The sequence below is a fragment of the Streptococcus tangpeifui genome, assembly GCF_044503215.1.
Classification (GTDB): domain Bacteria; phylum Bacillota; class Bacilli; order Lactobacillales; family Streptococcaceae; genus Streptococcus; species Streptococcus tangpeifui.
Window position 1 is genome coordinate 1,265,618 of record NZ_CP172427.1, and the last position, 25,222, is coordinate 1,290,839.

23 protein-coding genes are annotated in these 25,222 nt (G+C 38.8%); 4 read left to right on the forward strand and 19 right to left on the reverse strand.

Features of this window, described 5'->3' with window-relative positions:
- Positions 1–30: 30 nt before the first annotated feature.
- From ACFSN5_RS05845 to ACFSN5_RS05860, 4 genes are all read right to left on the reverse strand, one after another.
- Positions 31–1,398 (reverse strand): FAD-dependent oxidoreductase, encoded by a 1,368-nt coding sequence (locus tag ACFSN5_RS05845; protein ID WP_165329048.1) that lies wholly within the window; start codon positions 1,396–1,398, stop codon positions 31–33.
- Positions 1,399–1,659: 261 nt separating this feature from the next.
- Positions 1,660–1,914 carry a type II toxin-antitoxin system RelE family toxin gene (locus ACFSN5_RS05850; RefSeq protein WP_206221351.1) on the reverse strand — a complete coding sequence of 85 codons (255 nt, stop codon included), beginning with the start codon at positions 1,912–1,914 and terminating at the stop codon, positions 1,660–1,662.
- Positions 1,907–2,155, reverse strand: a complete 249-nt coding sequence (relB, locus tag ACFSN5_RS05855) for a type II toxin-antitoxin system RelB family antitoxin (protein WP_165210695.1) — start codon at positions 2,153–2,155, stop codon at positions 1,907–1,909. Before relB ends, ACFSN5_RS05850 begins: the two co-directional genes overlap by 8 nt.
- 111 nt (positions 2,156–2,266) lie before the next feature.
- Entirely contained in the window at positions 2,267–3,874 is a 1,608-nt protein-coding gene (locus ACFSN5_RS05860) for a type I restriction-modification system subunit M (protein ID WP_165329049.1), read from the reverse strand.
- Between the two features lie 110 nt (positions 3,875–3,984).
- Between ACFSN5_RS05860 and mazE the strand changes: the two genes are divergently transcribed.
- Positions 3,985–4,212 carry a type II toxin-antitoxin system PemI/MazE family antitoxin gene (mazE, locus tag ACFSN5_RS05865; protein WP_165329050.1) on the forward strand — a complete coding sequence of 76 codons (228 nt, stop codon included), beginning with the start codon at positions 3,985–3,987 and terminating at the stop codon, positions 4,210–4,212.
- Positions 4,202–4,543 carry a type II toxin-antitoxin system PemK/MazF family toxin gene (locus tag ACFSN5_RS05870; protein ID WP_165329051.1) on the forward strand — a complete coding sequence of 114 codons (342 nt, stop codon included), beginning with the start codon at positions 4,202–4,204 and terminating at the stop codon, positions 4,541–4,543. Before mazE ends, ACFSN5_RS05870 begins: the two co-directional genes overlap by 11 nt.
- Before the next feature lie 154 nt (positions 4,544–4,697).
- Here ACFSN5_RS05870 and ACFSN5_RS05875 read toward each other — a convergent pair whose 3' ends face one another.
- The 9 genes from ACFSN5_RS05875 to ACFSN5_RS05915 form a co-directional block, all read right to left on the reverse strand.
- Positions 4,698–5,672 (reverse strand): Fic family protein, encoded by a 975-nt coding sequence (locus tag ACFSN5_RS05875; RefSeq protein ID WP_165329052.1) that lies wholly within the window; start codon positions 5,670–5,672, stop codon positions 4,698–4,700.
- Between the two features lie 52 nt (positions 5,673–5,724).
- Positions 5,725–6,030 carry a helix-turn-helix domain-containing protein gene (locus ACFSN5_RS05880; protein ID WP_165329053.1) on the reverse strand — a complete coding sequence of 102 codons (306 nt, stop codon included), beginning with the start codon at positions 6,028–6,030 and terminating at the stop codon, positions 5,725–5,727.
- Between the two features lie 194 nt (positions 6,031–6,224).
- A complete protein-coding gene (locus ACFSN5_RS05885; RefSeq protein WP_165329054.1) occupies positions 6,225–6,977 on the reverse strand; it encodes a hypothetical protein in 753 nt (250 codons plus the stop codon).
- Positions 6,978–7,021: 44 nt separating this feature from the next.
- On the reverse strand, positions 7,022–8,614 hold the full coding sequence (locus ACFSN5_RS05890; protein ID WP_241154240.1) for a TIGR04141 family sporadically distributed protein: 1,593 nt from the start codon (positions 8,612–8,614) through the stop codon (positions 7,022–7,024).
- 13 nt (positions 8,615–8,627) lie between these two features.
- Positions 8,628–9,842: a restriction endonuclease subunit S gene (locus ACFSN5_RS05895; RefSeq protein ID WP_241154241.1), complete on the reverse strand. Its 1,215-nt coding sequence runs from the start codon at positions 9,840–9,842 to the stop codon at positions 8,628–8,630.
- 33 nt (positions 9,843–9,875) lie between these two features.
- Complete coding sequence (locus ACFSN5_RS05900) at positions 9,876–10,757, reverse strand: HNH endonuclease (RefSeq protein ID WP_165329056.1); 882 nt, start codon at positions 10,755–10,757, stop codon at positions 9,876–9,878.
- A gap of 3 nt (positions 10,758–10,760) precedes the next feature.
- Positions 10,761–12,377, reverse strand: coding sequence for an ATP-dependent nuclease (locus ACFSN5_RS05905; protein ID WP_165329057.1), 1,617 nt, complete (start codon positions 12,375–12,377; stop codon positions 10,761–10,763).
- A gap of 253 nt (positions 12,378–12,630) precedes the next feature.
- Positions 12,631–13,623 carry a DUF3644 domain-containing protein gene (locus ACFSN5_RS05910; protein ID WP_165329058.1) on the reverse strand — a complete coding sequence of 331 codons (993 nt, stop codon included), beginning with the start codon at positions 13,621–13,623 and terminating at the stop codon, positions 12,631–12,633.
- Positions 13,624–14,500: 877 nt separating this feature from the next.
- Positions 14,501–15,637, reverse strand: a complete 1,137-nt coding sequence (locus ACFSN5_RS05915) for a hypothetical protein (protein WP_165329059.1) — start codon at positions 15,635–15,637, stop codon at positions 14,501–14,503.
- A gap of 707 nt (positions 15,638–16,344) precedes the next feature.
- On the opposite strand from ACFSN5_RS05915, the gene ACFSN5_RS05920 reads away from it, so the two are divergent.
- A complete protein-coding gene (locus tag ACFSN5_RS05920; RefSeq protein WP_165329060.1) occupies positions 16,345–17,451 on the forward strand; it encodes a hypothetical protein in 1,107 nt (368 codons plus the stop codon).
- Positions 17,452–17,736: 285 nt separating this feature from the next.
- Here the strand turns inward: ACFSN5_RS05920 and ACFSN5_RS05925 are convergent, their stop codons facing one another.
- The 5 genes from ACFSN5_RS05925 to ACFSN5_RS05945 all read right to left on the reverse strand — a co-directional run bounded on the left by ACFSN5_RS05925 (position 17,737) and on the right by ACFSN5_RS05945 (position 23,933).
- Positions 17,737–18,477 carry a Panacea domain-containing protein gene (locus tag ACFSN5_RS05925; RefSeq protein ID WP_165329061.1) on the reverse strand — a complete coding sequence of 247 codons (741 nt, stop codon included), beginning with the start codon at positions 18,475–18,477 and terminating at the stop codon, positions 17,737–17,739.
- 6 nt (positions 18,478–18,483) lie between these two features.
- Positions 18,484–19,128 (reverse strand): hypothetical protein, encoded by a 645-nt coding sequence (locus ACFSN5_RS05930; RefSeq protein WP_165329062.1) that lies wholly within the window; start codon positions 19,126–19,128, stop codon positions 18,484–18,486.
- A 185-nt stretch (positions 19,129–19,313) separates the two neighbouring features.
- Entirely contained in the window at positions 19,314–20,084 is a 771-nt protein-coding gene (locus tag ACFSN5_RS05935; RefSeq protein WP_165329063.1) for a zeta toxin family protein, read from the reverse strand.
- The gene (locus tag ACFSN5_RS05940) at positions 20,084–20,560 is read right to left on the reverse strand and encodes a helix-turn-helix transcriptional regulator (protein WP_165329064.1); all 477 of its coding nucleotides are present in this window, start codon (positions 20,558–20,560) and stop codon (positions 20,084–20,086) included. Before ACFSN5_RS05940 ends, ACFSN5_RS05935 begins: the two co-directional genes overlap by 1 nt.
- 373 nt (positions 20,561–20,933) lie before the next feature.
- Positions 20,934–23,933, reverse strand: a complete 3,000-nt coding sequence (locus tag ACFSN5_RS05945) for a type I restriction endonuclease subunit R (protein WP_165329065.1) — start codon at positions 23,931–23,933, stop codon at positions 20,934–20,936.
- A gap of 136 nt (positions 23,934–24,069) precedes the next feature.
- Between ACFSN5_RS05945 and birA the strand changes: the two genes are divergently transcribed.
- Positions 24,070–25,011, forward strand: a complete 942-nt coding sequence (birA, locus tag ACFSN5_RS05950) for a bifunctional biotin--[acetyl-CoA-carboxylase] ligase/biotin operon repressor BirA (protein ID WP_165210656.1) — start codon at positions 24,070–24,072, stop codon at positions 25,009–25,011.
- On the opposite strand, the gene ACFSN5_RS05955 is transcribed toward birA, so the two are convergent.
- Entirely contained in the window at positions 24,986–25,207 is a 222-nt protein-coding gene (locus ACFSN5_RS05955; RefSeq protein WP_277423760.1) for a DUF3272 family protein, read from the reverse strand. The genes birA and ACFSN5_RS05955 overlap by 26 nt on opposite strands.
- Between the last annotated feature and the right edge of the window lie 15 nt (positions 25,208–25,222).

Consider the following 25,222-nt stretch of genomic DNA (forward strand, 5'->3'; position numbering starts at 1 on the left):
CTTGGTAGAATTCTGAAATTAGTATTAGATTTAAAACAGTGCTAAATCCAAAGCATGCTGAGCTGCCAGATTAAGCAGACTCCATTGCCGATCAAATCCTGGTTGGAAGAAGAAATCAGCCTGAGCTAGATCTTCCAAGGTCATCTTGTGACCGACAGCCAGCGATAGAACATTACCCTGAGCTGTGACATCATAGGAGGACAGCACAGCTCCGCCCAAAATCTGATGGGTCAGAGGATTATAGGTTAGGCTGACATAAACTTCTGGATTATGGTCATCAGGAATATAGGCCGGACGCAGACGGTCATGGTAGAAACTAGTCTTGTAAGAGACACCTGCTCGTTCTGCCGTAAAGGCATTGAGGCCACTAGTTGCAAAATGATAGTCAAAGACACTGAGAGCAGAGGAACCAACAACTCCCGCAAAAGCTTGACTCGGTTTAGCTTCAAAGAGATGTTTGACCAGATACTGGGCTTCACGCCGAGCTGTTGTTGCAAGAGCAATTGGCATGGGCTTACCGGCAGGAATGGACAGAGGCTGAACAGCATCCCCAATGGCATAGACATCAGGCAGATTCGTGCGGAAATATTCATCAATCTTGATAAAACCACGTGATTCTAGATCAACCGTTCCCTGCAGCCAGTCGGTGTTAGGCTGAACTCCTGCTGCGACAATCACTAGATCAGCTTTGATGTCTCCCTTGTCAGTGACGACTGTTTGGACCTTGTCGGAGCCTTGGAAGCGCTCGACCTTGGCATTCATATAGAGGTCGATATCGTGACGCTTAAGCTCTTCTGCTACCAGATCAGCCAACTCAGGATTGAGATAGGTCCCTAGCGGGCGGTCAATCACATCAACCAAGCTAACCCGCTTGCCTCGGCTGGCAAAGACATCGACAGCTTCTAGGCCGATATAGCCAGCACCGATGACAACAACATTTTGGATGTTAGACGATTCTAGAGCTTCCTTGATTTTAGTCGCCCAATCATACCCACGCATGAGGTAGATATAGTCAAGATCAGCTCCTTCAACCGGCAGACTGACTGGACGGACACCAGAGCTCAAAATCAACTTGTCATAGGCCACTTCCTCGGACTGACCCGAGTGCATATCCTTGACCGTCACGGTTTTTTGCTCTGGATGAATGGCGGTGACTTGGTGGTTGTTAACAATCTTACCGCCTTTTGCTTCCAAATCAGCCGGCGCAAAATTGCGAACATCATCCTTGGCTGTCACCTCATCCTTGAGGTAGAGCTCCATCCCGCAGGACATAAAGGAAACGAAGTCTCCAGCTTCATAGATGGTCACGTCCAGGTCACGGTAGCGATCCAGCAGCTCAATGGCGGACTCATGCCCACCGTGCGATGCGCCGACAATAATAACTTTCTGCTTACTCATAGATAGACCTCCTGATAAGCTATAAATATATTAGGACGAGGTGAGACGATAACTGACCTCACCCGTCAGATTTCCGATGTAGCGCAGTGAAAAGTAACCGCCTCCCACTACGCCCTCATTCTACTGCTCTCATTGCAATATCTCAAATAATTGGATTATAAATTTGGGAGGGTCTGTTTATCCAGTCAGAAATAATCAGACACTAACAAAAAAAGAAAAAACACCAGCTTTCTGACGCCAGTGATTCTCTATCTTGAAAACTTAATAAATATCGCGTCGGTGGCCAACTGACAAGGTTAATACGATCAATTCCTGGTCTTGAATCTGACAGATGACCCGATAATCACCAATGCGATACCGCCATTGACCAGTGCGATTAGCACTAAGAGCTTTTCCGTACTGCCTTGGATCATCCAGAGCATGTGAGGATAAGTAAGCTGTGATTCGCTTTTGCGTAAACTTATCTAGCTTTTTAAGCTGTTTGATAAACCTTTTAGTCGGAACCAACTTATACAAGATCATCCTCCAAATCAAGTTCAGCTAGCATATCCTCCCAGCTCATTGGCTCATGACCTGCTTTGAGGTCATCTAGATATTCTTGATAGGCTAACTCACCGACATGGGCATCGTATTCATCCTCTAGGGATTCTATGGTCTTGTTGCGAATCAATTCAGACAGGGAGACCCCTTCAAACTTTGCCATGGCTTTCATAAATGTCTTATCTGCTTCAGAGACTTTCAATGTAATAGTTGCCATAATTTCCTCCTATCCTCTCGGTAATACCATTGTATTACTTGATTTGATAAAAGTCAATCTCCAAAGGTAGAAGGTGGAGCCATTATAAAATGACTAATAGCTGTATCCAGATTACAGTTTCAACCCTTTCAAAAACTCGTCCAGCTCGGCTTGTGCTTCTGGGGTGGTGCCGTGCAGGTCCTTGAGGAGGCTTTCTAGTTGGGCAGATTTCTCCTTGATGGTTTGGTTGGTCTTGGTTATATCGGCCATGATGTCTGGAAGTGGGGCTACTTCTTCTTCCTCAAATGTATCGACATAGCGGGGGATATTGAGGTTGTAGTCGTTCTCGACAATCTCCTCAAAACTAGCCAGATGGGCGAACTTGTCCACATCACGGCGCTGGGTATAAGCGTCCAGGATCTTCTCGATGTGAGCGTCTGTCATGGTGTTCTGATTCTTGCCCTTATCAAACTCCTTGGAAGCGTCGATAAAGTAGACACTGCGGTCAGAGGCGTCACGGTTCTTTTTGAGAATGATGACCGTCGTCGGAATGCTGGTATTAAAGAAGATATTAGCTGGCAGGCCAATCACAGTATCGATAGCTCCTTCTTCAAGGAGGTGCTGGCGGATCTGACCTTCGGCATTGCCACGGAAAAGAACCCCGTGAGGTAAGACGATAGCCATAACCCCGCCGTCCTGCTTGAGATGATAATAACCGTGCAAGAGGAAGGCGAAATCAGCCTTGGACTTGGGTGCTAGCTTGCCATAGGGTGAAAAGCGAGGATCCTCTAGGAAACCAGAGTCCGCAGACCATTTGGCTGAGTAAGGCGGATTCATGAGGACACCGTCGAAATTGGTCGGCTCCTCATCAGGCCAGTCGGCGTCCAGTGTGTCGCCGTTGTTGAGATGCTGGTTCTCAACAGGGACATCGTGCAGGATCATGTTCATGCGAGCGAGGTTGTAAGTCGAGGTATTGAGCTCCTGACCGTAATAACTGACCGTGCCTGACTGGTGACTGTACTTCTTGGCATTGAGCAGCAGTGAGCCAGATCCCATGGTCGGGTCATAGAGGCTAAAGCCCTTCTGATCCTCACGCCCCTGCAGGGCAATGCGGGTCATGAGCTTAGCCACAGGCTGGGGCGTATAGAACTCTCCGGCTTTTTTACCCGAGTCAGAAGCAAATTGACCGATCAGATACTCATAGGCATCGCCCAGCATATCGCCAGCGTGACCAGCAATATCCAAACCAGCCAGCTCCTTCATGACACTGGCAATGGTCTGGTTCTGCTTCTGAGGCGTTGCTCCCAGCTTTTTGGAGTAGAGGTCGATATCCTCAAAGAGATTTTCAAAGAGATCATCACTGCGCTCAATATCGCGAAAGCCCTGAGCTAAGGACTCCAGCTGGAAGGTCCCGTCATTGATCGTAGCGATAAGAGCCGTAAAGGTCAGATCGGGCTCAATGCTATAGGACATCTGATCCATGATGACATCGATCAAGTCCTCATGGGTCTCCTCGTCCGCATAATACCTGCGGTAAAGTTCAAGCGCCTGCTCCAAATCATCTGTCGGCTCCTCCATGGTCTTAGAGACTTCAAAAAGCATCTTATCTGAGAGATACTTGTAAAAGACTAAGCCCAAGAGATAGGACTTGTACTCATTGGCATCCATTTTGGAGCGGAGGATATCCGCCGAATTCCAAAGTGCCTGATAAAGGGCTTGTGAGGTAGGCGTTTCTGACATAAATTTTTTCACTTTCTAAAAATAATTTTCGTATTAATGTAGGTCAGCCATATTTGGAAAAGCAAAGGGAGCATGATATACTTGTGTATACGATATAAAAACATCTGGAGGTGCTCACATGGCTACCATACATAAAAGCAAGAAAAGTAGGAAATTCCGTAACTGTAACGCTTCCTAAAGAATTGCACGTTGAGGCTGGGCAAGAATTCATCATTGAAAGAGGGCGAAATGGCGTTATTCTCCTAGCTCCAAAAATTAAGAATCCCTTTGATGGCAATGATGATTTAGGGATGGAAGATGACTTTGCGGACCTGAGGTTACTTGATAATGAATTCTAGTTACATTCCCCAAAGGCAAGATATTGTCTGGATTGACTTTGGCCCTTCTGCTGGTAAGGACATTCAAAAACGCCGACCAGCTCTGGTCGTTTCCAATAAAAACTACAGCAGGCGTACAGGATTTGTGGCTGTCTGTCCCATTACACACGGCCAAGCTAAGTTAAGAGAAAAAGGCTTGTTAGTTCCTGTTCATTCAAAAAAGGTGGACGGTGCTGTCAATCCCTTTCAGCTGCATACCTTCGACTTCAAGGCAAGACACATTGAAAAGATTGCTGAACTGGATGATCAAGAATTTGCCATCGTTAAACAACTGATCACGTTTATCTTTTAAAGCTCTTTACGATACTGGACAAAAATTCGTCCAGTATTTTTTGTTATGGCTGAATTGTTTGCTTGCTGTCTCATCATAGCCGTGTCACTATAGAAATATCTCGCAATCCGCTCACAAAAATGAGCGGATTTTAAGCGGATTATGAGCGGATTTTTTAGTGAGGGGTTGGCAGCTTATAATGCCTGTCACGTGTCGATCCTTCTAGTGTCAGCAAATCCTTTTGAACGAACAAGGATAGATAGCGACGGGTACTGGCTTCACTCAAGCCAATCAAGTCTTGTGCTAAGGAAGTGGTAATGACACCATGCTCAAGGAGGTAGGTTCTGATTTTTTGCCAGACGGCTTCTTCTTTAGGTTTTAACGTTACGGAGCTAGTAGGCTGGGCTGTCTGGTATTCCTGCAGGGTCTCTAAAATAGCATCCAGCATGAACTCGATGAAGACAGTTGAGTCATTTGCTTGATTGCTGAGGGTAAGGGCATCGTAGTAGCCTTGCTGATGATGGTAAATCACCGACTCAACAGGTAACCACTCAAAGATGGGGTTGGACTGACTGAGAATCAGACTCTGCCAGAGACGTCCCATGCGTCCGTTGCCATCCTCGAAAGGATGGATAATTTCCAACTCAAAGTGGACCACACAGGATTTGACAAAATCCGACACGCTACTAGCTTTGGCCCATGCAAATAAATCCTCAACTAAAGCGGGTACAAACTGAGGACGGGCACCAACATGCACTACGTGACCTGTACTGTCATAGACACCAACATCACCAGTGCGAAACTGACCAGCATGCTTAACCAAATCCTTGGTCAGCAGTCTGTGCGCTTCTAAGAAATCCTCCAGACGGTAAGGATCTAGTCTAAAAGCACGCTCATAAGCTTCATAGGCATTTTCCACCTCATGAATATCCTTAGGTGGACCAAGCACGCGCTTACCGTCAATCACAGCCGTCACCTGTTCCAAACTCAGACTGTTATTTTCAATGGCTAGGGAGGACTGGATCGAGCGAACCCGATTTTCCTTACGCAGGTGCAACTCCCGCCGCTCCAAGGCCAGCTGGGTCGTCAGCTCCGAAATCCGCTGAACCTGGTTCAACATCTTTTCAGTAATACGGTATGAGGGCTGCATAGGCGCTCCTTTCTAAAAACTAGTTTGGGGACAGCTCTTTCTAGTCTCAGTGCTACGAATGACTCTCTTTTTGTTCCAAGGGAACAACAGCTAAGGTCTTTCCAAGACTGGCTAGCACTTTCAAAACGGTATCGAGTTGCGGACTGGTTTTTCCAGACTCCATCCGAGCAATAACAGGCTGGCTAACGCCACTGAGCTGCTCCAATTTCTTTTGACTGATGCCCTTTTCCTGTCTAGCCTTAATGAGCTCAAGCATAACAGCCACTCTCAAATCACTTTCACGCAATTCCTCAGGTGTAAATAATTCTGCTTGAACATCTTCCCAGCGTCTGCCAATAGCTGGATTGTTCTTAATCATTCTTCTTGGCCTCTTTTCTTTACTTATCATCGTGTACTGAGCAATTTCTTTCTTATATATTATAACTTAAAAGTTATTAATCGTAAATACTTTAAAGTTATTAAAGCACCTTGGTGACGAACAGCCTTATTACCGATAGCCCGCAATCCGCTCATCAAAATGAGCGGATTTTAAGCGGATTATGAGCGGATTTTTTAGTAGCCAATAACTTCCTTTCGGACTGTCTCTAAAATCTCATCAGAAATATCTGCTAGACTCAAAAGGAAAACTTTATTTTGTCTTGGATTATAGAGCCCTAGTTTTTCTATCGATTGAAACTCGGGATGAATGGATTGCATCCCCATCAGGTAATAGACCAATAGCTGAAGCGTCTGGTCTTTGTTGGGCTTAGTTTTTGAAACCTTAAAATCCCACAGAGTATCTGCCGTTAAATAATCACCGTCTCCAGTAGTAATGGTATCAGTGTAGCCACCTTCAAAGGTAAAGCCATCCTTTACAATCGGACCGTACTCTTCAAAGAAGGTCAGACTTCTCTCCACCATCATACGGATATTCAAAATTGTTGCCGCATCTGGCACAATCTCTTCAACAGGTTTATATCCTAGCCGACCTGCTCTATAGACCACATCAAAACCAGCTAACTGACAAGCACTGATAATAGAAGTATCGTCAAGACTAGTAATCTGTGAAAGTAAATCGAAAGCTAGCTCTGATTTCTCTATCATAAGGGCTCCGTACAAAGAAATCTTAAAAGCTTCTTCTAGCGGCGCACCATTCATAAACCGTGTCAGATAGTCTACACAAAGCCCTACCAGCGAAGCGTGAATATTCTCCTCACCACTAAGTTCCTTACCATCTGTCAGCTCATCAACAGAGAATAACTTAGGCGGTAAGTAGCCTCCATAAGGCTGTTTGATTTGTTTAATACGCTGAGTAACTGATACCATAGTTTTACCTTTCAGGAGATTAGTTTGGTCTACTCTGATTTTTATTATGAATCAGTAATAGGAATTTTTAGAATTGAATACTTGAATCCCATGCTTTTCAATTGATTAATAGTGTTAGACAGATTAACCATAGAGAAAAAAGGAAGGATATCAGAATTTTTTGTATCGTCGTTTACGCGCTTATCTATTATTGCAAAAACAATTTCAAACTCTTCATTAGAAGAGTCAACCGGAATAAGTTCTTGGTTAATTTGCCCATTGATAAATTTTTTCATCCCATTATCTTGTGCAAGGATTGAGGCAGAAACTGCTCCTTGAGCAAATAAATGACTAAGTTTAGAAGATGACCCCCCTTTCTTTACATGAATCAATTGAAAATCGTCTGTGATAACGTCCGCAACTTCAACGCTGCTTCTTCCATATCCCGCCGATCGATAAGTTCTTTTGTCCAAGAGGTGAAAATTCTTGCAATCTTTTGATATCCTCTCATTATAATCTCCTTCATTTTCACCCTCTTTAGCATCAGGAATTATTATTGAAGATTGTAGATTATCCTCATCAATTATGCCTTTTATACTAGAATAAAAATCTGCATCTATTTTATACCAAGAGCCATAACATAAAATATATTTTAAATTATCTAATTCTAATTCAAAAACTAACGAAGAATAAATATTATCAATTTTTACTTCCCCATCTTCTCTAATATATTTAGCAACTAGTTTATGTCTCTTTAACACTTCAATAAAAGAACTTTTTCTTTCTTTAGAAATAAGTTTTTCAAAGTAATCCTTATAATCTATTTCAATTGAATATGTCTTTTTTCTATTACCTGAGCCACTAATATAAAAGCCTTCAACATTATTCCAATCAATGATAGCATTTGGGGCAATAATTGGGAATTCTCTATCTATAATTTTTTGCTCCAAATGGTTATTCAACTGATTTTTTAAACTTTTGTCTTTTACCTCTTGAATATTATCTAGCCAGGCAAAACCTTTTGTTTTATAGTCATCTTTTTTATAACTATTATAATAGAATTCTATGTTATCTTTTATTTCTAAAATATCCATCTTTCTTGTTGCGACAAGGCTATCAGTACCAGCTAAAAATGTCGCAATATTTTCCTGTTTCGGAGCACCAGATACCGATTGAAGTAAATCTTTTTGAAAATCAAGATTGAATAGATCTTGTGAAGCATATTGAGAACTTTGCCTTTGCGACGCTACTATAACATCTTCAAGACTAGAAACATTCATGCTTCTAATTTTTTGACTGTCTATTAAATTTGCTACTGTTTTCAATCCGAAGTTTCTAATAATTGTTGAATCTCTCAACATTGAACGCCCGTATCCATAAGTTAAACTAAAATATCTATTTAGAGTCCTTAGAATTACGACCGCTTTATTAGAGGTGTTTGGTTGAAAAGGAATTGTTGTTTTAGATAAAGTACCTAGTTCTTCTGACCAAGATGGTAAATTTGAATTGGGTTCATGAACAAAAATTTTCCCTTCCATACCAACATCTTGTCTAAGTTCATATTCTTGATACTTTAAATTATCTTTTAAACACTCTTGAAAACTTTTAACGGATTCACTATGTAAAAATAATGAAATCTGAGTTGATTTTTTTCCCACTGATACAACCTTTCTAAACAAACATATCCTGCAACAGCTTCTTCTTCAAGGTTTCAAGTTGGTCGATTTTTTCTTGATAGGATGACATTAAACTATCCAGTTTTAAAAAAAATGCTCCAATCAATTTTTGTTCTTCAATATCTGGAACAAATATAGTTGTTTCCAATATATTTTTGTTGTAAAGTCGTTTGATGGTAGTACCTTCAATACCACTCCATTTAACAATACTATAAAATTGTTTTAAAAACTGATTGTCAAGTCTCCCATTGTGTTTTAACCATACAATGTTTGAATCTTGGAAATAGGCTTCTTCTCCCTTGTATTCAACAGTTCTCCCAATACTTCCAGATGCTGAAATTAGAATATCGCCTACTTCCGGATAAGGGTACTTGTTTTTATATTCTTCAAATTTTTCTCTAGTGATAAATGCATCTGGTTCACCACCAAATGTCCCAATTTTAAAGAAGGGAATATCGCCTTGTTCAGATGTTTCATCTTTAAAGATACGCTTATTCATGGCAACTGAACCAATATCTCCCAACTTCTTCTCCTCCCACTCGCCATCAAATCCATCTAAGCGGATTTCAGGTGTGGTCTGTCCTGCCTTTGGAAACATCTTGGACAGCATGGACGCCTTAAAGGCTTGATAGTTGGCCAAATTATCCTTATAGGCAGACAAGAGCTCATCAAGCATCTGGAAAAGCGACCCGATAGCGGATTGTTCGAGGAGGGAAGGGAGAGGGAGAGGCATTGTTATGAAAACTGAATCTTTAATAGCAAATCTGTCAGATCTAGCGCCAGAATCTCCGTTTAATTTCATGAAACGATGCCAATGATTGGACTGAAAATATGTTTCTAGAAAATTCAAATCAATTCTATAGTTTTCTTTACCTCGAAACACAAAGTAAAGAGGGGACATCACTCCAACTCGCCCTAATTTATTTCTCTTTATTGGTCCCACAGGTGCAAGATTTGAAATTCTTGGATTATAAACAAAATCATCTGGCCTTACAACATAATACCCATCTAAATTTTTCTTATTAGAAATGTCTTTATCAAAAAAATCTCGTTGATTTACAATTCCAAATTCTGCTGAATTCGTAAGAGTCTCGGTATATTTATTTTCAGTATTTTTCTCCCGAACTTTATCAACTAAATTTGATAAAAAATCATATTTCCATTCCTCTTCAAGTTCTTTGAATCTGAGTTTAGGTACATTTTGTTTCACTATTTACTTCTCCCATCTTAATCTTTCAAATCCTTATACTTTCATTTCATTGATAAAATATTCAGCAACTAAACCAATATTTGAATGGATGACTTCATCTAGCTTTTGCATAATAGTTCGCTCAGTCGTGGTTATACAAAATGGATTTCTATCTACATCCACGGAGTATAATTGTTCTAAGTAACTCTTCATAAGTTCAAGTTGCTCTTCCTTATTTTCTATCTTCCTTAAAGAATCACCAAAAATAACTTCAAGAGTGCTAATCTCACTATTTAAAAATTGCAAAATATAATCTCTATATTTTCCAGCAATTCCAAACATATTGTTAAATAGGTCTCTAACCTCCTTAGGAGCTGATCGACTGATCTTAATTTGATAGTCAATTTTCCCATTATTTTCTTTACGGATCCTCAATATTATTTCATCATCATACTTTTCAAGTATCGTGAAGTAAGGATGATAAATATTCAAGTAATCAAATTTATCTCCTTTGCATTTATTGCAATGTTCACAATAATAAACTAAATTATCTGGATATATTACTAATTGGTGATAAAAACTTTTTGGGAAAATGTGTTCAAGCGTCTTGTGATAGCCAAACTGTGGATAGAAAGTAATCCCACACGCTGGACAAAAATTAATGTTAGCAACGACATTATATCTTTCTATTCTTGAGCGATAACGCTCCCAAAATTTCTTAACCTTTATGTTCTGAAAAATTTTTTTATTCTTATCTATATGGCATGTTAAGAAATCAGTTACCTCAGTGTTTGGATAATTATCTAATGCTCCTTCATCATATAATAACTTTAAAAGTTTTAAGACTTTCTTTTCCTCATCACTAATATTTTCATTGGATAAATTATCTAAAAGCTTTCGATAATTAGAATCATTTTTACTTATTTTTTCAAACATTATCTACTTATCATCTCTCTTCATCATTAGTAATTTTCTAAAAAGACTCGCATCTCTCCCTAAATCAATACTATCCAGCTCTTCATCAGTAAGTCCATACTTTTCTGGAGTATTTATAATATCCTTTATAAGTAAATAAAAACCTGAATTGTATTGATCCAATTTAAAAATAGTAGTTGTTAGAGTTGATAAATTTTCTCCGAATGTTTGGTACGGTGGCTCGGACATTTTAAAGAATCCGCGTTCATCTTTTTCCATTATTTTGACACAATCTTTTGGAAGTTCTTGAATAATAATTGGAGAATGGGTTGTCAACAAACAGAATCCATTCTTTCTTTCCATTATCTCTGAGATAGCTCTAATAAAATTAGAGACCAGAGGGGGGTGTAAAAACAACTCTGGTTCATCAATTAATACAAGAGAATATTTTTTAGTTTCTAAAATGAGCTTCGAAATTGATAAGATCACAATCTTTTGTCCAGAACTAGATAAATTAAATAACTCCTTTAATCGTGATTTTAAATCTTGTAGGTCACCATCAAGATTGAGTTCACTGGGGATAAAACTCTTAGGAAAAGCGTTACTTTTAGAAATCAATTCTACAAAAAGGCTCAGATTATCTCTACTCTCGCTTAAATCTTCTACAATACTTTCATACTCTTTCTTCAACTCTTCTAAGCGCAAAGGTTCCTTTCCTTTTTTATATAAGCCTAGGTAATCTATATTATCACGTCCAATAGGTTTATCACCTTGGAAAGTTAATTTATCAAAAGGACTAAATGATATAAATAATATTTTTGAAAAATAATCATTAGGAGTATCTATTTTAATATCGTCTTGTGTACTGAATCGTACTTCCATTTCCTTATCATTTAATTTAAAACCTGAATGAAATTTTAGCTTCTTATTTGCGGCTAACAATAAAATATCTTTAAAAAATGTTGTTTTTCCTACACCATTATTTCCTATAATCGCGTGAATATTTTGCGGTAATACTTCTTCTGGGTCTGCGACAAAATTTACTTCATTAATTAACTTATCTTCTGAAAAGTATGAATAGGTAATATCGTAACCATTGCGTTTCCCCTCTATAGCTACAGGATTCAGTGTATGCTTAATATACTCCTCAGCCTCTTTTTTGCTTCCCTTATACGGCCGTAATAAAGAATGAGAAACAATTTCTTTATTCCATAATTCATCATTAATACTTGATCCTAAAACAGCTAAATCGTTTAAACCCGTCAATATAGACTCACACTGCTGACTGTTAAAATTCTTATGCAATTCAATATAAAAACGCTCATTCCCCAAGGAAATAAAATTATTATCTAGTTGTTTAAATTCATCTTTAAACTGAGGATCTTCAAATGTTTTATATTTTTTTATTGAGCCTACTTTTTCATCAGAAATATTTATTTTTTCAGCTTCTAAATTTGCTATATTGATAGAGCCTAAGTACACAAGTTTTCCTATTTCATTAGGCATGTATACTTCGAAAAGAGTTTCATAACCGTAGTCATCCCAATGATTTTGCTCTAAAAATAAATGGTTCTTATATTCAGAGTAATCTTTTCTTTTATCGATATATCTTTTAAACTTTTTAAACTGGGTGTTATTCATAAATTTGTTCCTTCATCTATCCTGATTTTATTTTCTATATTTGAGTCAAAACATTTTTCTAAAGCTCTCTGAAAATAATTATATAATCTATAAAAATAACATTGGTCATAACTTCAAACTTCACTTTGTTCTTGGCATTATTAAATACATGTGTTAGAATAGACTTAGTAAAGATAACTTGTGAAGGATTAACGCTGTGTTCCCGAATGGGAGTAAGTCAATGGACGAGAATTCACACGCGCCTGGGGTTATCTTATTTTTTTATTCCTTTTTTCAGATGTTGAACAAAATTTTGGGGATCTTTAGATATTTCTTCAATTAAGAAATCACATAATCGTTGTGAGTAGCCAAAACGATTTCCAATTTTATAATGAAAACAAAACTTTTCATTGTTTTTGATATCATAAAACGAATTAAATAATTGCAAATCATAAGATGTAAAAACAGTTTGTACGATTTCACCATTTCTTTCTTTACTGAGTAATATCTTTTGGGCTTTGAGTCTTTTATTTACACTTTTAATAACGTCTTTAGTAGTCAAAGGATATAAATCATTTGGATTCTTAACTTCTCGCAAGACTCTTGTGGTTATTTCAGAATTTTTATCAATATTGAGGCTTAAATCAGCCTCTTTTTTATTTTTAGTGATATAAAATTTTGTTTCAACTGGGATTGCAAAATCGGTATTATTAATTACAGTTGACTTTTCAATTTTACTTTTTTCTTTTAGAAAATGCTCTGCCATTTCACCGGTATATTTTGCTCTAATTTCATCTTCAGTCAAATGCTCTAAGCGAACAGATAAAGTTAAAAAATTTTGAGCAATATATTGTGTTATATCAACACTGTGAAACTCTTCCATTTTACTAACAAAATTTATCACACAGGCCTGAAAAAGGGGAGCATAGATATATTCATAATCCTCGGTAATAAAATGTGTGCTTGTATTTCTTAATTTAATAATCTGCTCTAGATTTTTTCTTAAGGCACCGTTACTATTTGTAAAAATATTTTCAACAGCTTTTTCTATAGAAATTGTCCGTTCTGGATTATCTTTAAAGTAAATACTTTTCCCACGATTAATTAGTTCTGCCTTTAACATCAGTTCCCATGCATTACAGATAAAGAAGCTGAATCCTTCTATTCGATATTTAATTGTGGGTTTATTATAAATTTCTAATCCCATAATAAAGGCTTCAATACTTTTTTCAACTAAATTATCTTTCAATTGGGACTCTTTCGACATTATCTACCTCTCTTATTCTAATAATTACATCTAATGACTTATTCTCGTTACTATTATACCACCACTTCTGTCCCTCTCAAAGGATGGTTCCTTAATTTTCAAACAATTCTTACTGTCTTTAGCTCTGCTATTTTACCAAAAGAAAAAGATCAGACTAGAAATGGCTGATCTTCAAACAGGGTATTTAACCATTGGCAAAATTTATTTGGCCTTTGGTATTATCCATTTTATATGTTAGAATAAACCTGATAAAGATAACTTTCGAAGGATTAACGCTGTGTTCCCGAATGGGAGTAAGTCAATGGACGAGAATTCACACGCGCCTGGGGTTATCTTTTTTAGTATAGCTGTTCTTTAGACCCTCAGTAAAGTTTGAGGGTCTTTTTTCTTTGCTCGAAAATTTGAATATTTTAAAAGCAGCCTCTGATTTGGGCTGCTTTGGTTAGTGACTCATCATATAATCTATCAAAAATATGATTAATGCTATATCTCATAATATGTTAAGCTATTTAATTCCATTGTGCTTAATCTATGCTCTCTCAATTATTGATTTTGAAAATTTATTTGCCACTTCTTCTGTATTATAAAAAACTAATCTGTGGCGTTAATTCATTCTTTTAGTCCGCAAAAAGTTCATTTGGACTATGCTGTAAGTGATCAAACGGACAGAAGGTCAACAAAATGAACTACCTAAATCATAATGCTAAACGTCATCACTTAACGCCCAGCGACCGATCGCCTTTGTCAATTGCTAAGCCTAGTTTATTTGTGGCATTGTCAATTACTGAATAAGTTAGTTTCCGAATAACTCTAATAATCGATTAAATGATTTCACATATCCCTTGATGGAATAATAGCCATTTTTAAAAATTTCTTTTTACAACTTTGTGTCTGAGAATTTAGCGACTAATTCTTTGTAATCGTAAATAAAATTAAGTACATAATAAAGATTATTATTATCAGACTTTTTTGCTTGTTTTTTTAATGAACTCAAGTAGTCTACATTATATTTGAATTCATGAATTTTAATATTCTTTTTAACTTGGAATGCCAAAAAGTCATAAATTCTTCCATATATTGTATTCTCCTCTTGAGTATAATGAGGAACTTTCACTGTAATTTCTGATTTAAAATTTGTATTAAATTTCTTTTTTCCACTCCAAAAAGCTAGATTATAAGAAAGGATACATGCCTCTTGTGTAGCAACTAAAAAATCTATTTGATTAGAGCCTTTACTCAGCTGAACAGTAATTGGTCGTTTTAGAATAGTAGGCCTAGTTTCTAGATTCATTAAAGGATACTTTTCAATAGGACCTAAAAAACCTCTTCCATTAACGGTAAACGAATGATTTTCTGGATCGTACGCAATGATACTAGTTAGTGGGGAACATGAGTTGTTCTCAAATTGAACTATGATTTTTAGCCTATCATACTGATCAAAATTTTTAGAGAAAAAATGCAGAATTGAATCTTCATCAGTAATTTTCTTTGAGTAAATGCTTTGAATATTCCCAGGGCCAATCTCATTTTCGTGATTTATCACATCAATGGTTAAGGAGTAGGTTCCATCAGCTTGTCCAATTTTTAAAGGCTGAAATTTAATAGATATCTTATCGCTATGACCGACCTCATTTCCATTATTAATCCCTACGATAGTAAAATATTGATTTTCGTTGAAAAATCCACCATCATATAAAATTTCTGAATAATGATATTCCTCATAGTTGATATCTTCTAGGCTAATATCTGTTAAATTAAATTTATCTTTTCTGGAAGTCTCAACAATCACTCTATGAAGAAATGGACTTGAATATCCGTTTGAGATGTTAGAAAGTAACTTAATTTCACCTAAGTATTTACCAATATTGTATATCCCATTATCTATAATAGAAACCTTTTTTCTGTTATTCCAGAAATTTATCATTGGTCTTAAGGGGAGCCATTTTAATGAACTCACTACTTCACCTACAACTGATATACTAGTCAAAAAATTATCAAAGATGTGCAGTTTCAAAATTTCCTCCTGTCAAGCTTGAATTACGTCCATTATACCATGTTTCTCATTTTCCAACTAATTAAAAAACCGCTCAACCACGCGGTTTTTAGACCCCTTTCAGTATATTAAAAGCAACCGATTTTGCTACCCCAAGAGAAATTTGAAATTATTCCCCATACTTGGCATAATCAACGCTATATTTGGTTGAACAAAATTGTTCCGGTGCCGTAAAATTAAATTAAAAAAATCTCTATCTTTCTAGTTTGTTACGGTTAAATACTGCTCTTCAGGGACAACACCGTTTACATCTTTTGTTTTAGCGATGATAGTAATAATCTTGATTGTAACCAAGATTATTTGTAACAGCAGCATTATAAACTCCATATTCTCCAAAAGATCGTTTATCGTCTTTTTTAAACGAAGTGTTTTTAACTAATTTCTTAACTTCCTCATCACGGTCATTGTTGTTTTATCTATCAAAAGAACACGACAAAATTTCCGTGCTAATTATATCTTATTCTTACTCTTACTATCAATTGTATAACATCCTAATTATAATATTTGCAAAATAGTATAAAAATTCCATAATGACACACTACACTATAACATGTAGTTTATTAAGCAAAATAGATGAATTTTATTCATAATGTTAATTTATATGTAATTGAATCAAGAAGTATAAATTGATAAAATTATGATTAATAATAATTAAAGAGATAGTAGTAATGATAAATCGGAACAAGCATATACTAAACAGAAAATTTCAGTGCTCCTTCAAATTAGTTGGAATTTGCTCTGCAATAAGCTCCATCCCGCTATTTTTTATTGCAAATAGAGACTCTTTCATATATGCCTTTATTTATGTGGTTACCTCTATAGTATCCATATCATATCTACTTTATTATTCTCAATGGGCTTATCGAAAAGGCATTACTTGCGATATTGAATATCAATTACCAAAATTTTTAAGAATGCCAGAAGGTAAATTGAAATTTCCAAAAGAACTTCTTTGCATATCTGCCATTTTTATTTTATTAGTGAATATAGTTTTTCTATTAATTATAGCTTATGGTAAAAATATAGAATCCCATACTTTAGAAATTTCAATACTTTCAATCTATTGTTACTTAAATGCTATTTGGGTCGTATTTGATTACATGAGTAGAGTAATCTTTCAGGATAAGTTTGGTAATATTCTAAAACTATGCTTGCTGATTATTTTGTTTCTATTCCACAATGAAACTTTTGCAACCGCGCTGTTTACAATAATATCACTCTCGTTAAACTGGCTTATCTCTGATGATTTTTTAAATTTTTATCACACAATTAAAAATAGGACGATTAAAAAAGATTTTAGCATTTCAACCGAACAAAAACGAAAAGATGCAATAGCAAAGGCCTATATCATTTTTGTCAATATTTCGTTTGCTATAACGATGGCTATTAAAAAAATACTGCCTTATAAAATTAAAAAATCTGTTACTGATTGGATAATGAATATATTTTTTAAAGGCTCTGATAAAATTATTGCTATTGAGCCAAATAAGTTTAATCGTTGGAGTCTAGTAAATGCAATTATTGATTGGAGTAATAGGTTCTTAACTTCTAGGAGTATGATAATATCTCTAATCCTTATTTTTGTGATTGTGCTATTTTCAGCTATTTTGATTAGAACTATGAATAGAATGCTAAAAAGCGGTAATAAATCTGGAAAACGATACTTGAGTTTTGATTCATTATTTGGATTCAGAATAAGAGTCATTGATAAAGAATTTAGAAAATTTGAAGCTCGTAAGAAAATGAGAAGAAAATATTTAAGCAATAAAAATTGAATACAATAAACACAACATCCCTGACGATAGTACCGACAGGGATGGCTTCTTCTCTCACACTAATATCTGTGTTTGTTTTTAGGACATAGAGTGGTTAGTTTTTTTGTATATCCTGACTCTTTCTATCTCTTAATTTTCCTATTTTTTAAGAGACAGATGTAAGAATTCTCCGACTTATCTCCTGAAATAGCCAAAATTGAGAGATAGCTAATATAGTTTAGGATATCTTTTAAAATAGCTGGAAACTTAAATATAGAAAAAGATAGTGATTTGTTAGCGATATCCTTAAACTAGTTCGATATTATGGTATTTTAAGATGATATTGTCAGTAATTTCATCAAATAATCTCACCTGGCTCCATGGACTTTCAGCTCTGTGGGTGATATCCACCAACTGACCTGCTGATTTCTTACCAAATATTTCTAAAGTGGCCTTAATGGAAGCTAGTATGGTTTGGTTATCATCTGCTTGCAACATCTTTGCAAGGGTCAGAGGTACTGTAATACCGTCTAGATGAACATCTGTTTTATCGTCTGAAGCTTCAGCAATTTCTTCCTTACCATTTCCTTTGTAGTTATCGTAAACAGTGGGAATAACTGGGCCATACTGCATGGCAATAATCTTATCTTCAAATAACCTTTTACCAGTCTTTGTTAGATAATCCGCATAGACTAAATAAATCATCTTTTGGAGCTTTAGGTTGGACATAGGCAGTACTGATAAGAGATACTTAGCAATGTCAAGCGCAGTAATTTCTTTATCTGCAGCTACAACTTGTAGAAAATCATCTAATGAATCATAGACTTCTAAATCCGCAAAGAAACTATCCTTATTAACAACACTGCTCCAATCTTTCGAATCCGTTGTTAATTTATGGATAACATAGTCTGGACGTCCTAGTAGCCTGTCTGTTTTATCTCTTAATTCTGTCAAGACATCTTTACTGATGACGTCGGCTGTATAATGCCAAGCAATTCGCTTACCCAGTCGGTAAGAACTTGCAATAGCGATAATATGCTGAACCATGTTCTGTTACTCCTTTCTTTGATACTCTTTGTATATTTCTGTCCAATTGATATATTGGCGTTTTTCTTTATGATTTCGGTGAGAACGTTCGTTAGAAATCTCATCAGACTTTTGCCAAATCTGAATTTCCCAAGGGAAATAATGGTTATTATCACTTTTGACGTACAGATGGATACCTTTGTAGTTTTTATCTGTTCTAACATAGGGTCTAAATAATTTTATATTCAATTTATCTGACCGCTTTATTTTATCCAATAGACAATCGTAATTAATCGCATTATTAATAATAATGCGAAATCCAAGCAAATCATTCAAGCATTTTTGAACAGGTATTGTAGGATCTGATTTTCCTACGCGATAGTAGTATAACTTATTAAGAGCTGACTCCTTATTCTTTCCCCTAAAACGCGTTTCCAAAATTAAGGACTCTGAATCAAATTCAAGAAAAATAAGCCAGTATGATAGTTCTTCAATATAATCATCCACTAAACTAATAAAGGTTTCATCATAAGAGGTCTCTTGTAAAACTTTGTCTACTCTAGTTTTTTTCAGGTTATAATCGTAAGCGATATGTCCCTTAAAAAAATTATGTGAAAAATCTTGATGCAGCTTACCAATTTCATTTATTAAACTTACAATTTCATCAAACATAATCCACATCCTTTGAGGCGATATCACTAGGAATTATACCATAAAATGCACTAAATGAGGTATACTTAGGCGTTTTAGCTATAAAATTATACCACCTGCTATCAAGCTTTATTGCCCATTTGTTTATTCATCATATCTGAGTCAAAGGAGAATCTTGTTTTTTGGTATCTGATATCACTAGCTTTTTACGTCTCATTCTCTTGATGTAAGTCCCTTAGCTGGCTCTCCCCCATCTCGAGCATGGCTCTTTCGACTGGGGTCCAGTTTCCAAATAAGGTCTCTTGGAGGATACGGGAGGCAGAACCGTGATTTTGTTCAGAATCATAGAGACACTGCTTATCTCTATGATAGAGCTGGATGCGATCGAATGTCTCGGCTTCTTCTAATGCTCTTAGGTTTTCGACGAGATTGTCAACGATTAAATCATGATGCTCTTTTGGTGTCGCTCTGGCTTGATTAGGATCCTTGCTATAGAGCTCTTGATAGCGAAGCTGAGTGCTCAGGTAAGACAGCTCAGGTTTGGTTGCCATAATGGCCAGCGAGACCATATAACCACGCTTTTTCAGGAGAGTTGCTGTTGATTCGGGAACCTCTACGGTTCTAAGGGTTCCCTCAATGAGGAGATGATAACCGCGCTGGCTGAGTTCATCGACTAAGACTTCAACCATGGCTCCCGCAAATCCTTTGGTATAGTTGACACTGTCCTTGCCGTACTTTTTCTGAAGAGAAAGATAGTTAGGGTGTTGAGGGCGAAAACTATCACCATCAATGATAATGATATTCCCTTGAAATTCCTTTTGCTTGATCCGATGAATGGTCGTTTTACCAGCTCCACTCTGCCCTCCCAGTAAGATAGCCTGCGGTTTATCTGAGGAAATCTTGTTTCGCGTCAATGCGCCTAGGTTTCGGCTGAGGGCTCGGTCAAAATCTGCCTGATGGTATCGACCTAAGTCCATCAAGCCACCACCTGATGATGGGCTGTATCTAGCATACGCTCAATACCGTCAAGATAACCAGTGTAGCGCTCTAACTCTTCAAAAGTGTTAATGAGATAGATTTGCGTATTGAGTAAATCTGATAGATCATCGCTCATGATGACCCATGGATTGCTGGCATCATCAAAAGGAATAGCTTTAGCCTCTTGGTAGCGATAAAGGTTTGCTAGGACAGCTGACGCACGTTCCTTGAAGACTTCTATCTTGAGGGTGAGCTGATAATCTTCAACAGGTGTCAGGAGCTTGTCCTCACCCACCAGGCTAAGATAGGATACATTAAAAACATGGCAGATGCGATCGATTAAGGCTGTTGAAACTGGACTGGTGCCATTTTCGTAGCGGCTGAGACTGTTGCGTGACACACCGAGTTTCTCAGCAAACTGAGGTTGTGTCAGACCAAGGGATTTGCGAAGCGTTTTAATATTTTCACCGATCATAAAATCCTCCTTATTAAGATATCGAGCCGTGAAGCATCACATTAACTTGTATCATTATACCATAAAACGCACCAAATTTGGTGCGTTTGGGATTATTTACTAGAAACAGACCTGACATGTATGATGGAGGGGCTTCTAGATTTGGGAGAACTGAATTCACCTACGTTCCTATGAAGTTAGATAAAATGTCGCTAGATTCTCAATAAATAGTCACTCCATTTCCTAAATTCCTTTAGAACGCTTAATAGCTTCGTATCTTAATAACTGAACACGGGCTAAAAGCTCGGGATTTAGATAAGCTTCCTTGTGTGCAAGCACACGGCGTCACCTTCCTAAAATCCTGGTCGCTTTTTACGCCCTTTGTATCTTGTTATTACCGTCTTAGTCGTAGGGGTTCGATGATGTTTTCGATGAGGTTGGTGTAGTCAGTTTTGATGTTCTTTTTGTAGAGGAGGGGGTTGAGGGGTTCTGCGACTTGGGCTTTGTAGTCTTGGTAGCGTTGGCTGGCTGCTAGCTGGCTTTCGCCTTCTTGCTTTTTACGGCCTTTTTGGTAGTGGCTGACTAGGTAGCTGAGTTCGTCCTCGCCGATATACCATTTCTTGGCTAACTCTGTGACATGGCCTTGGATGACCTCTGCTACCATCTCATCTAAGACAGCGCTCAAGGATTGTCCACGGTAGCTTTCGGGATCACTCTTGATTTGATACCAGAGGGTGGACATGACTTGAGCTAGGCTGCTGTTGGTTTTAGCGAGATTGGCGATATAGTCATCGATAGTGGCGAGATCCTTGTCTGAAAGGTCGGCCGCTTCTTGACCCTCCTGCGGGATCAGGGCTTGGATAAGGGAGAGAATATACTCGTAGTTGATTTCATCGACATGGACAGACTCGATCTCGTAGAGATAGTTGATGGGTTCCTCTTCTTCTATTCCTTCTTCCTCGCGCCGATGTTTGAGCTCAGCAAGGACATTTTGATAGACGCCCATATAGGTCTCTAACTGGTCTGTGCTGAGACCGTATTCAGCATAGAGCTCTGTCTCGTCATACTCTTGGTAGACTTGGAGCGAGGCCAGACGCTTATCAAACTCCTGAAAGGCCTTAGCAAAGACTTTGAGCTCTTGAGTTGTGGCTTGCTCTGGTGTCAGGCCAAGGCCCGGTTCTTCTGAGATTTGACTGCGAAAGGCAGTGAGCTTGGCTTCGAAATTGGTCTTTTCTTCCTCCCAGTCTGGGGCTAGGACACTGGTCTGGCCGCCGTTTGAGTAGAGCTGGAGGGCATTATCGACGGCTGCTTTGAAGCTATTTGGCACCTGAAAGGTGATGATCTGACCGTGGAGTTTATTCTTATCAAAGATCCGATTGGTCCGGCTAAAAGCCTGAATCAGATCCTGTGGCTGCATGGGCTTGCGGTCGATAAAAAGAGTGGACAGACAAGGCGCATCAAAGCCGGTCAAAAGACGATTGACCACGATGACCAGATCCAGCTGCTCGGCTCGAAAGAGGTACTTGTCCTTCTTGCGAGCTAGGCGGTTGTTGACGTCGGTGTTGTAACTGCGCAAGTCAGCTGTTGTAAAGTGGGTACCAAACTCTTTATTGTAGTCGCTCAAGGATGCTTGCATCTTCTCTTGATTCGAGTGGGAATCCTCTTCATTTTCAGTGACCGAGTAGGTGATGGCGACCTTGGGGAAGTCTGGAAGGACACGCTTGACGGACTCGCTAACCTTGATGGTCGTCTCACCCTTTTTGATACGCTGGATAAGGTCGTAGTACTTCTGTGCCATGGGGATAGACTTGACCGTCAGGATAGCATTGTAGGTCTTGCCAACGCCGTTTTTAAAGCCTAGCGGCCCCTTGGAATGGTTAATGATGGTATCGAGGACCTGCAGCATGTGTTCTTCGTTTTCATAGGCTTGATCTGGGATAGTTTTTTCATCAGCCCCTTCATCAAGAAGCAGGGTGCTTTTGTAGTCGACTTTGAAGCCTAGGACAGCGCCATCGTGAATGGCCTCCTTGACCGTATACTCGTGGAGCTTGCGACCGTAGAGTTCTTCGGTTGTTTGCGCTAGGTTGCCCAGCTGCTGGCGTTTATTTTCACCAAAGATAGGTGTCCCTGTGAAGCCATACCAGAGGGCATGGACAAAGAAGCGTGAGATAGCCTGATGGGCTTGAGGCGTGACTGCTCGGTGGCACTCATCGACCACGAAAGCGACCTTGAGCTGCTTGATTTTCTGGGTATCCTTGCTATAGCGGCCTTCATCAATCTTACGCATGAGAGTGGAGAGCTTCTGGATGGTGGTTACCACCACGCGCTTGTCATTGCCGGTTAGGCGCTTGACCAGATCGTGGGTACTGTCGGTCTCGTCAATATCAATGACATCATTGGTGGCATAGGACAGAAAGCTAGAGGTCGTCTGCTGGTCTAGGTCACGGCGATCCACCACAAAGATGGTCTTTTTGATGGAAGGAATCTGCAGAAGGTTGCGGGCTACCTTATAGGACGTCAGGGTCTTACCAGAACCTGTGGTATGCCAGACATAGCCTGACTCCTGCTTCTTGCTGGCTTCCTGAACCGCCTCGATGGCATGAATTTGATAGGGGCGCAGCAGGATCAAGGCCTTCTTATCATCATCAATCACCGAATACTGCATGACCATCTGGTGAGCACGGGGAATCGAGAGGACCTGCTGGGCGAAAGTAAAAAGCTCTTCAACCGGCTGATTCTTGTCGTCCACCCACTTGGTGAGAAATTTCCTATTGAGCTTGTCGGCCTTGGTGGCAGCGATATAGCGGGTATTGGTCTTATTGGAGATGACAAACATCTGGATGCTTGAAAAAATGCCGCGGAATTTCCCTTCACGGTCGTATTTCTGAATCTGATTGAAGGCTTCATCTGTCGAATGACTGGCACTCTTGAGCTCGATATGGATAAGCGGCAGGCCGTTGATCAGCAAGCTGACATCTGTCCTGCGGTCACGGTCAAGCTCTTTTGAGCGATTGCGGACGACTTGATGGACAACTTCGTAGGATGATCTGCCGCCTGCGACATTGTCACGCCAGATGACCGAGAGACGGGCATTGTCTAAAGCCGCGTCCTCACGCTGGAGATCAACCTTGGCAATCCCATTTTCACCGACCAGCCATTTGGCTGCCTCGTAATAGCTGGTAAAATCCAGCTGTCCCTTGATCTGCTCCTTTTCCTGATTAGTCAGGGGATGGCCGTTGAGAGCAGCTGTATTATTTTGCTCCAGCTTAGCAAAGAAATTATCCCAGAGGTCTTCTTCTGTGCGTAGGTCCTCACGCAGGCTCCACTGACTCTCGCCTGTAATCAATTGTTCAATGAGCTGATTTTCCAGTTCAGCTTCTCTAGTCGTTTGCATATTGGTGACTTTCTAAATTAAAATTGATAGTTTTATTATAGCAGAAAGTCAGTTGATTGCTGCAGTCATTTGAAAAACTAATCCCTTTCTTCTTATTTTTTATGCTACAATAAAGGCAGAAGAATGAGGAAATTTTATGAAAACCTATGAAAAAATCTACAAAATTTTACATGAAACTGACAGTTTTGTCAGCGGACAGGATTTAGCTGAACAGTTAGAAGTTTCACGAACAGCTATTTGGAAATCGATGAAAGTTCTTGAAAATAAGGGGTTGGTTATCGAATCCGTCAAAAATCGAGGCTACCATCTGGTTCTGGGAGACTTGCTTCTGCCGAAGGAAATCAGCCAAGCTACTGGTCTCAAGGTCTATTACAATGAAACTTCTTCCTCTACCCAGCTAGATGCCAAGGAGGGGATTGAAAAAGAGCAGACCAGCCCTGCTCTCTACCTAGCTCCTAATCAAAAAAATGCCCGAGGGCGCTTTGCCCGCCCCTTCTTCTCGCCTGAGTCGGGTGGTATCTATATGTCTCTTCATCTACAGCCCAACCTGCCCCATGATCAGGCTCCTGCCTACACCCTCATGGTCGCTTCCAGCATTGTCAAGGCAATCTCCCGTCTAACGGGAATTGACTGCCAGATCAAATGGGTCAATGATATCTATCTGGGACATAAGAAATTAGCGGGCATTCTGACTGAAGCCATTTCATCTATTGAGACGGGGCTGATTACCGATGTCATCATTGGGGTGGGGCTCAATTTTCTCGTACCAGAGTTCCCTAAGGATCTGCGTGACAAGGCTGCCAGTCTATTTACCACTCAGACTCCAATTACCCGCAATCAGTTGATTTCAGAAATCTGGAACATTTTCCTAGAAACGCCTGAGCGTGACTTGATAAAGGTTTACAAAGAAAAGTCACTCGTTCTGGATAAACGAGTGACTTTCGTGGAAAATCAGCTATCTTATGCGGGCTTAGCGACTGACATCACCGACAGCGGTCAGCTAGTGGTACAACTTGATGACGGTCAGGAAAAGCTCCTCAACTCCGGTGAGATCAGTCTCTCTTCTTGGGAGTCTTAGGTCCTTGTCCATGAGGCAAGGATTTGAGCAATTCCTTAAGCAGACGGTCTGCCAGATAGGCATTTTGTAAATTACGCAAAATCAGGAAAGCCCAAAAACCGGCTAACCAAAAATGTCCTGTAAGCAAGGCTTCGCTGAAAAAATAGCTTTCTAAAGCACACCAGAGCGCCATGCTGATAAACTGTAATCTATTCATATAAGCTAATTATAG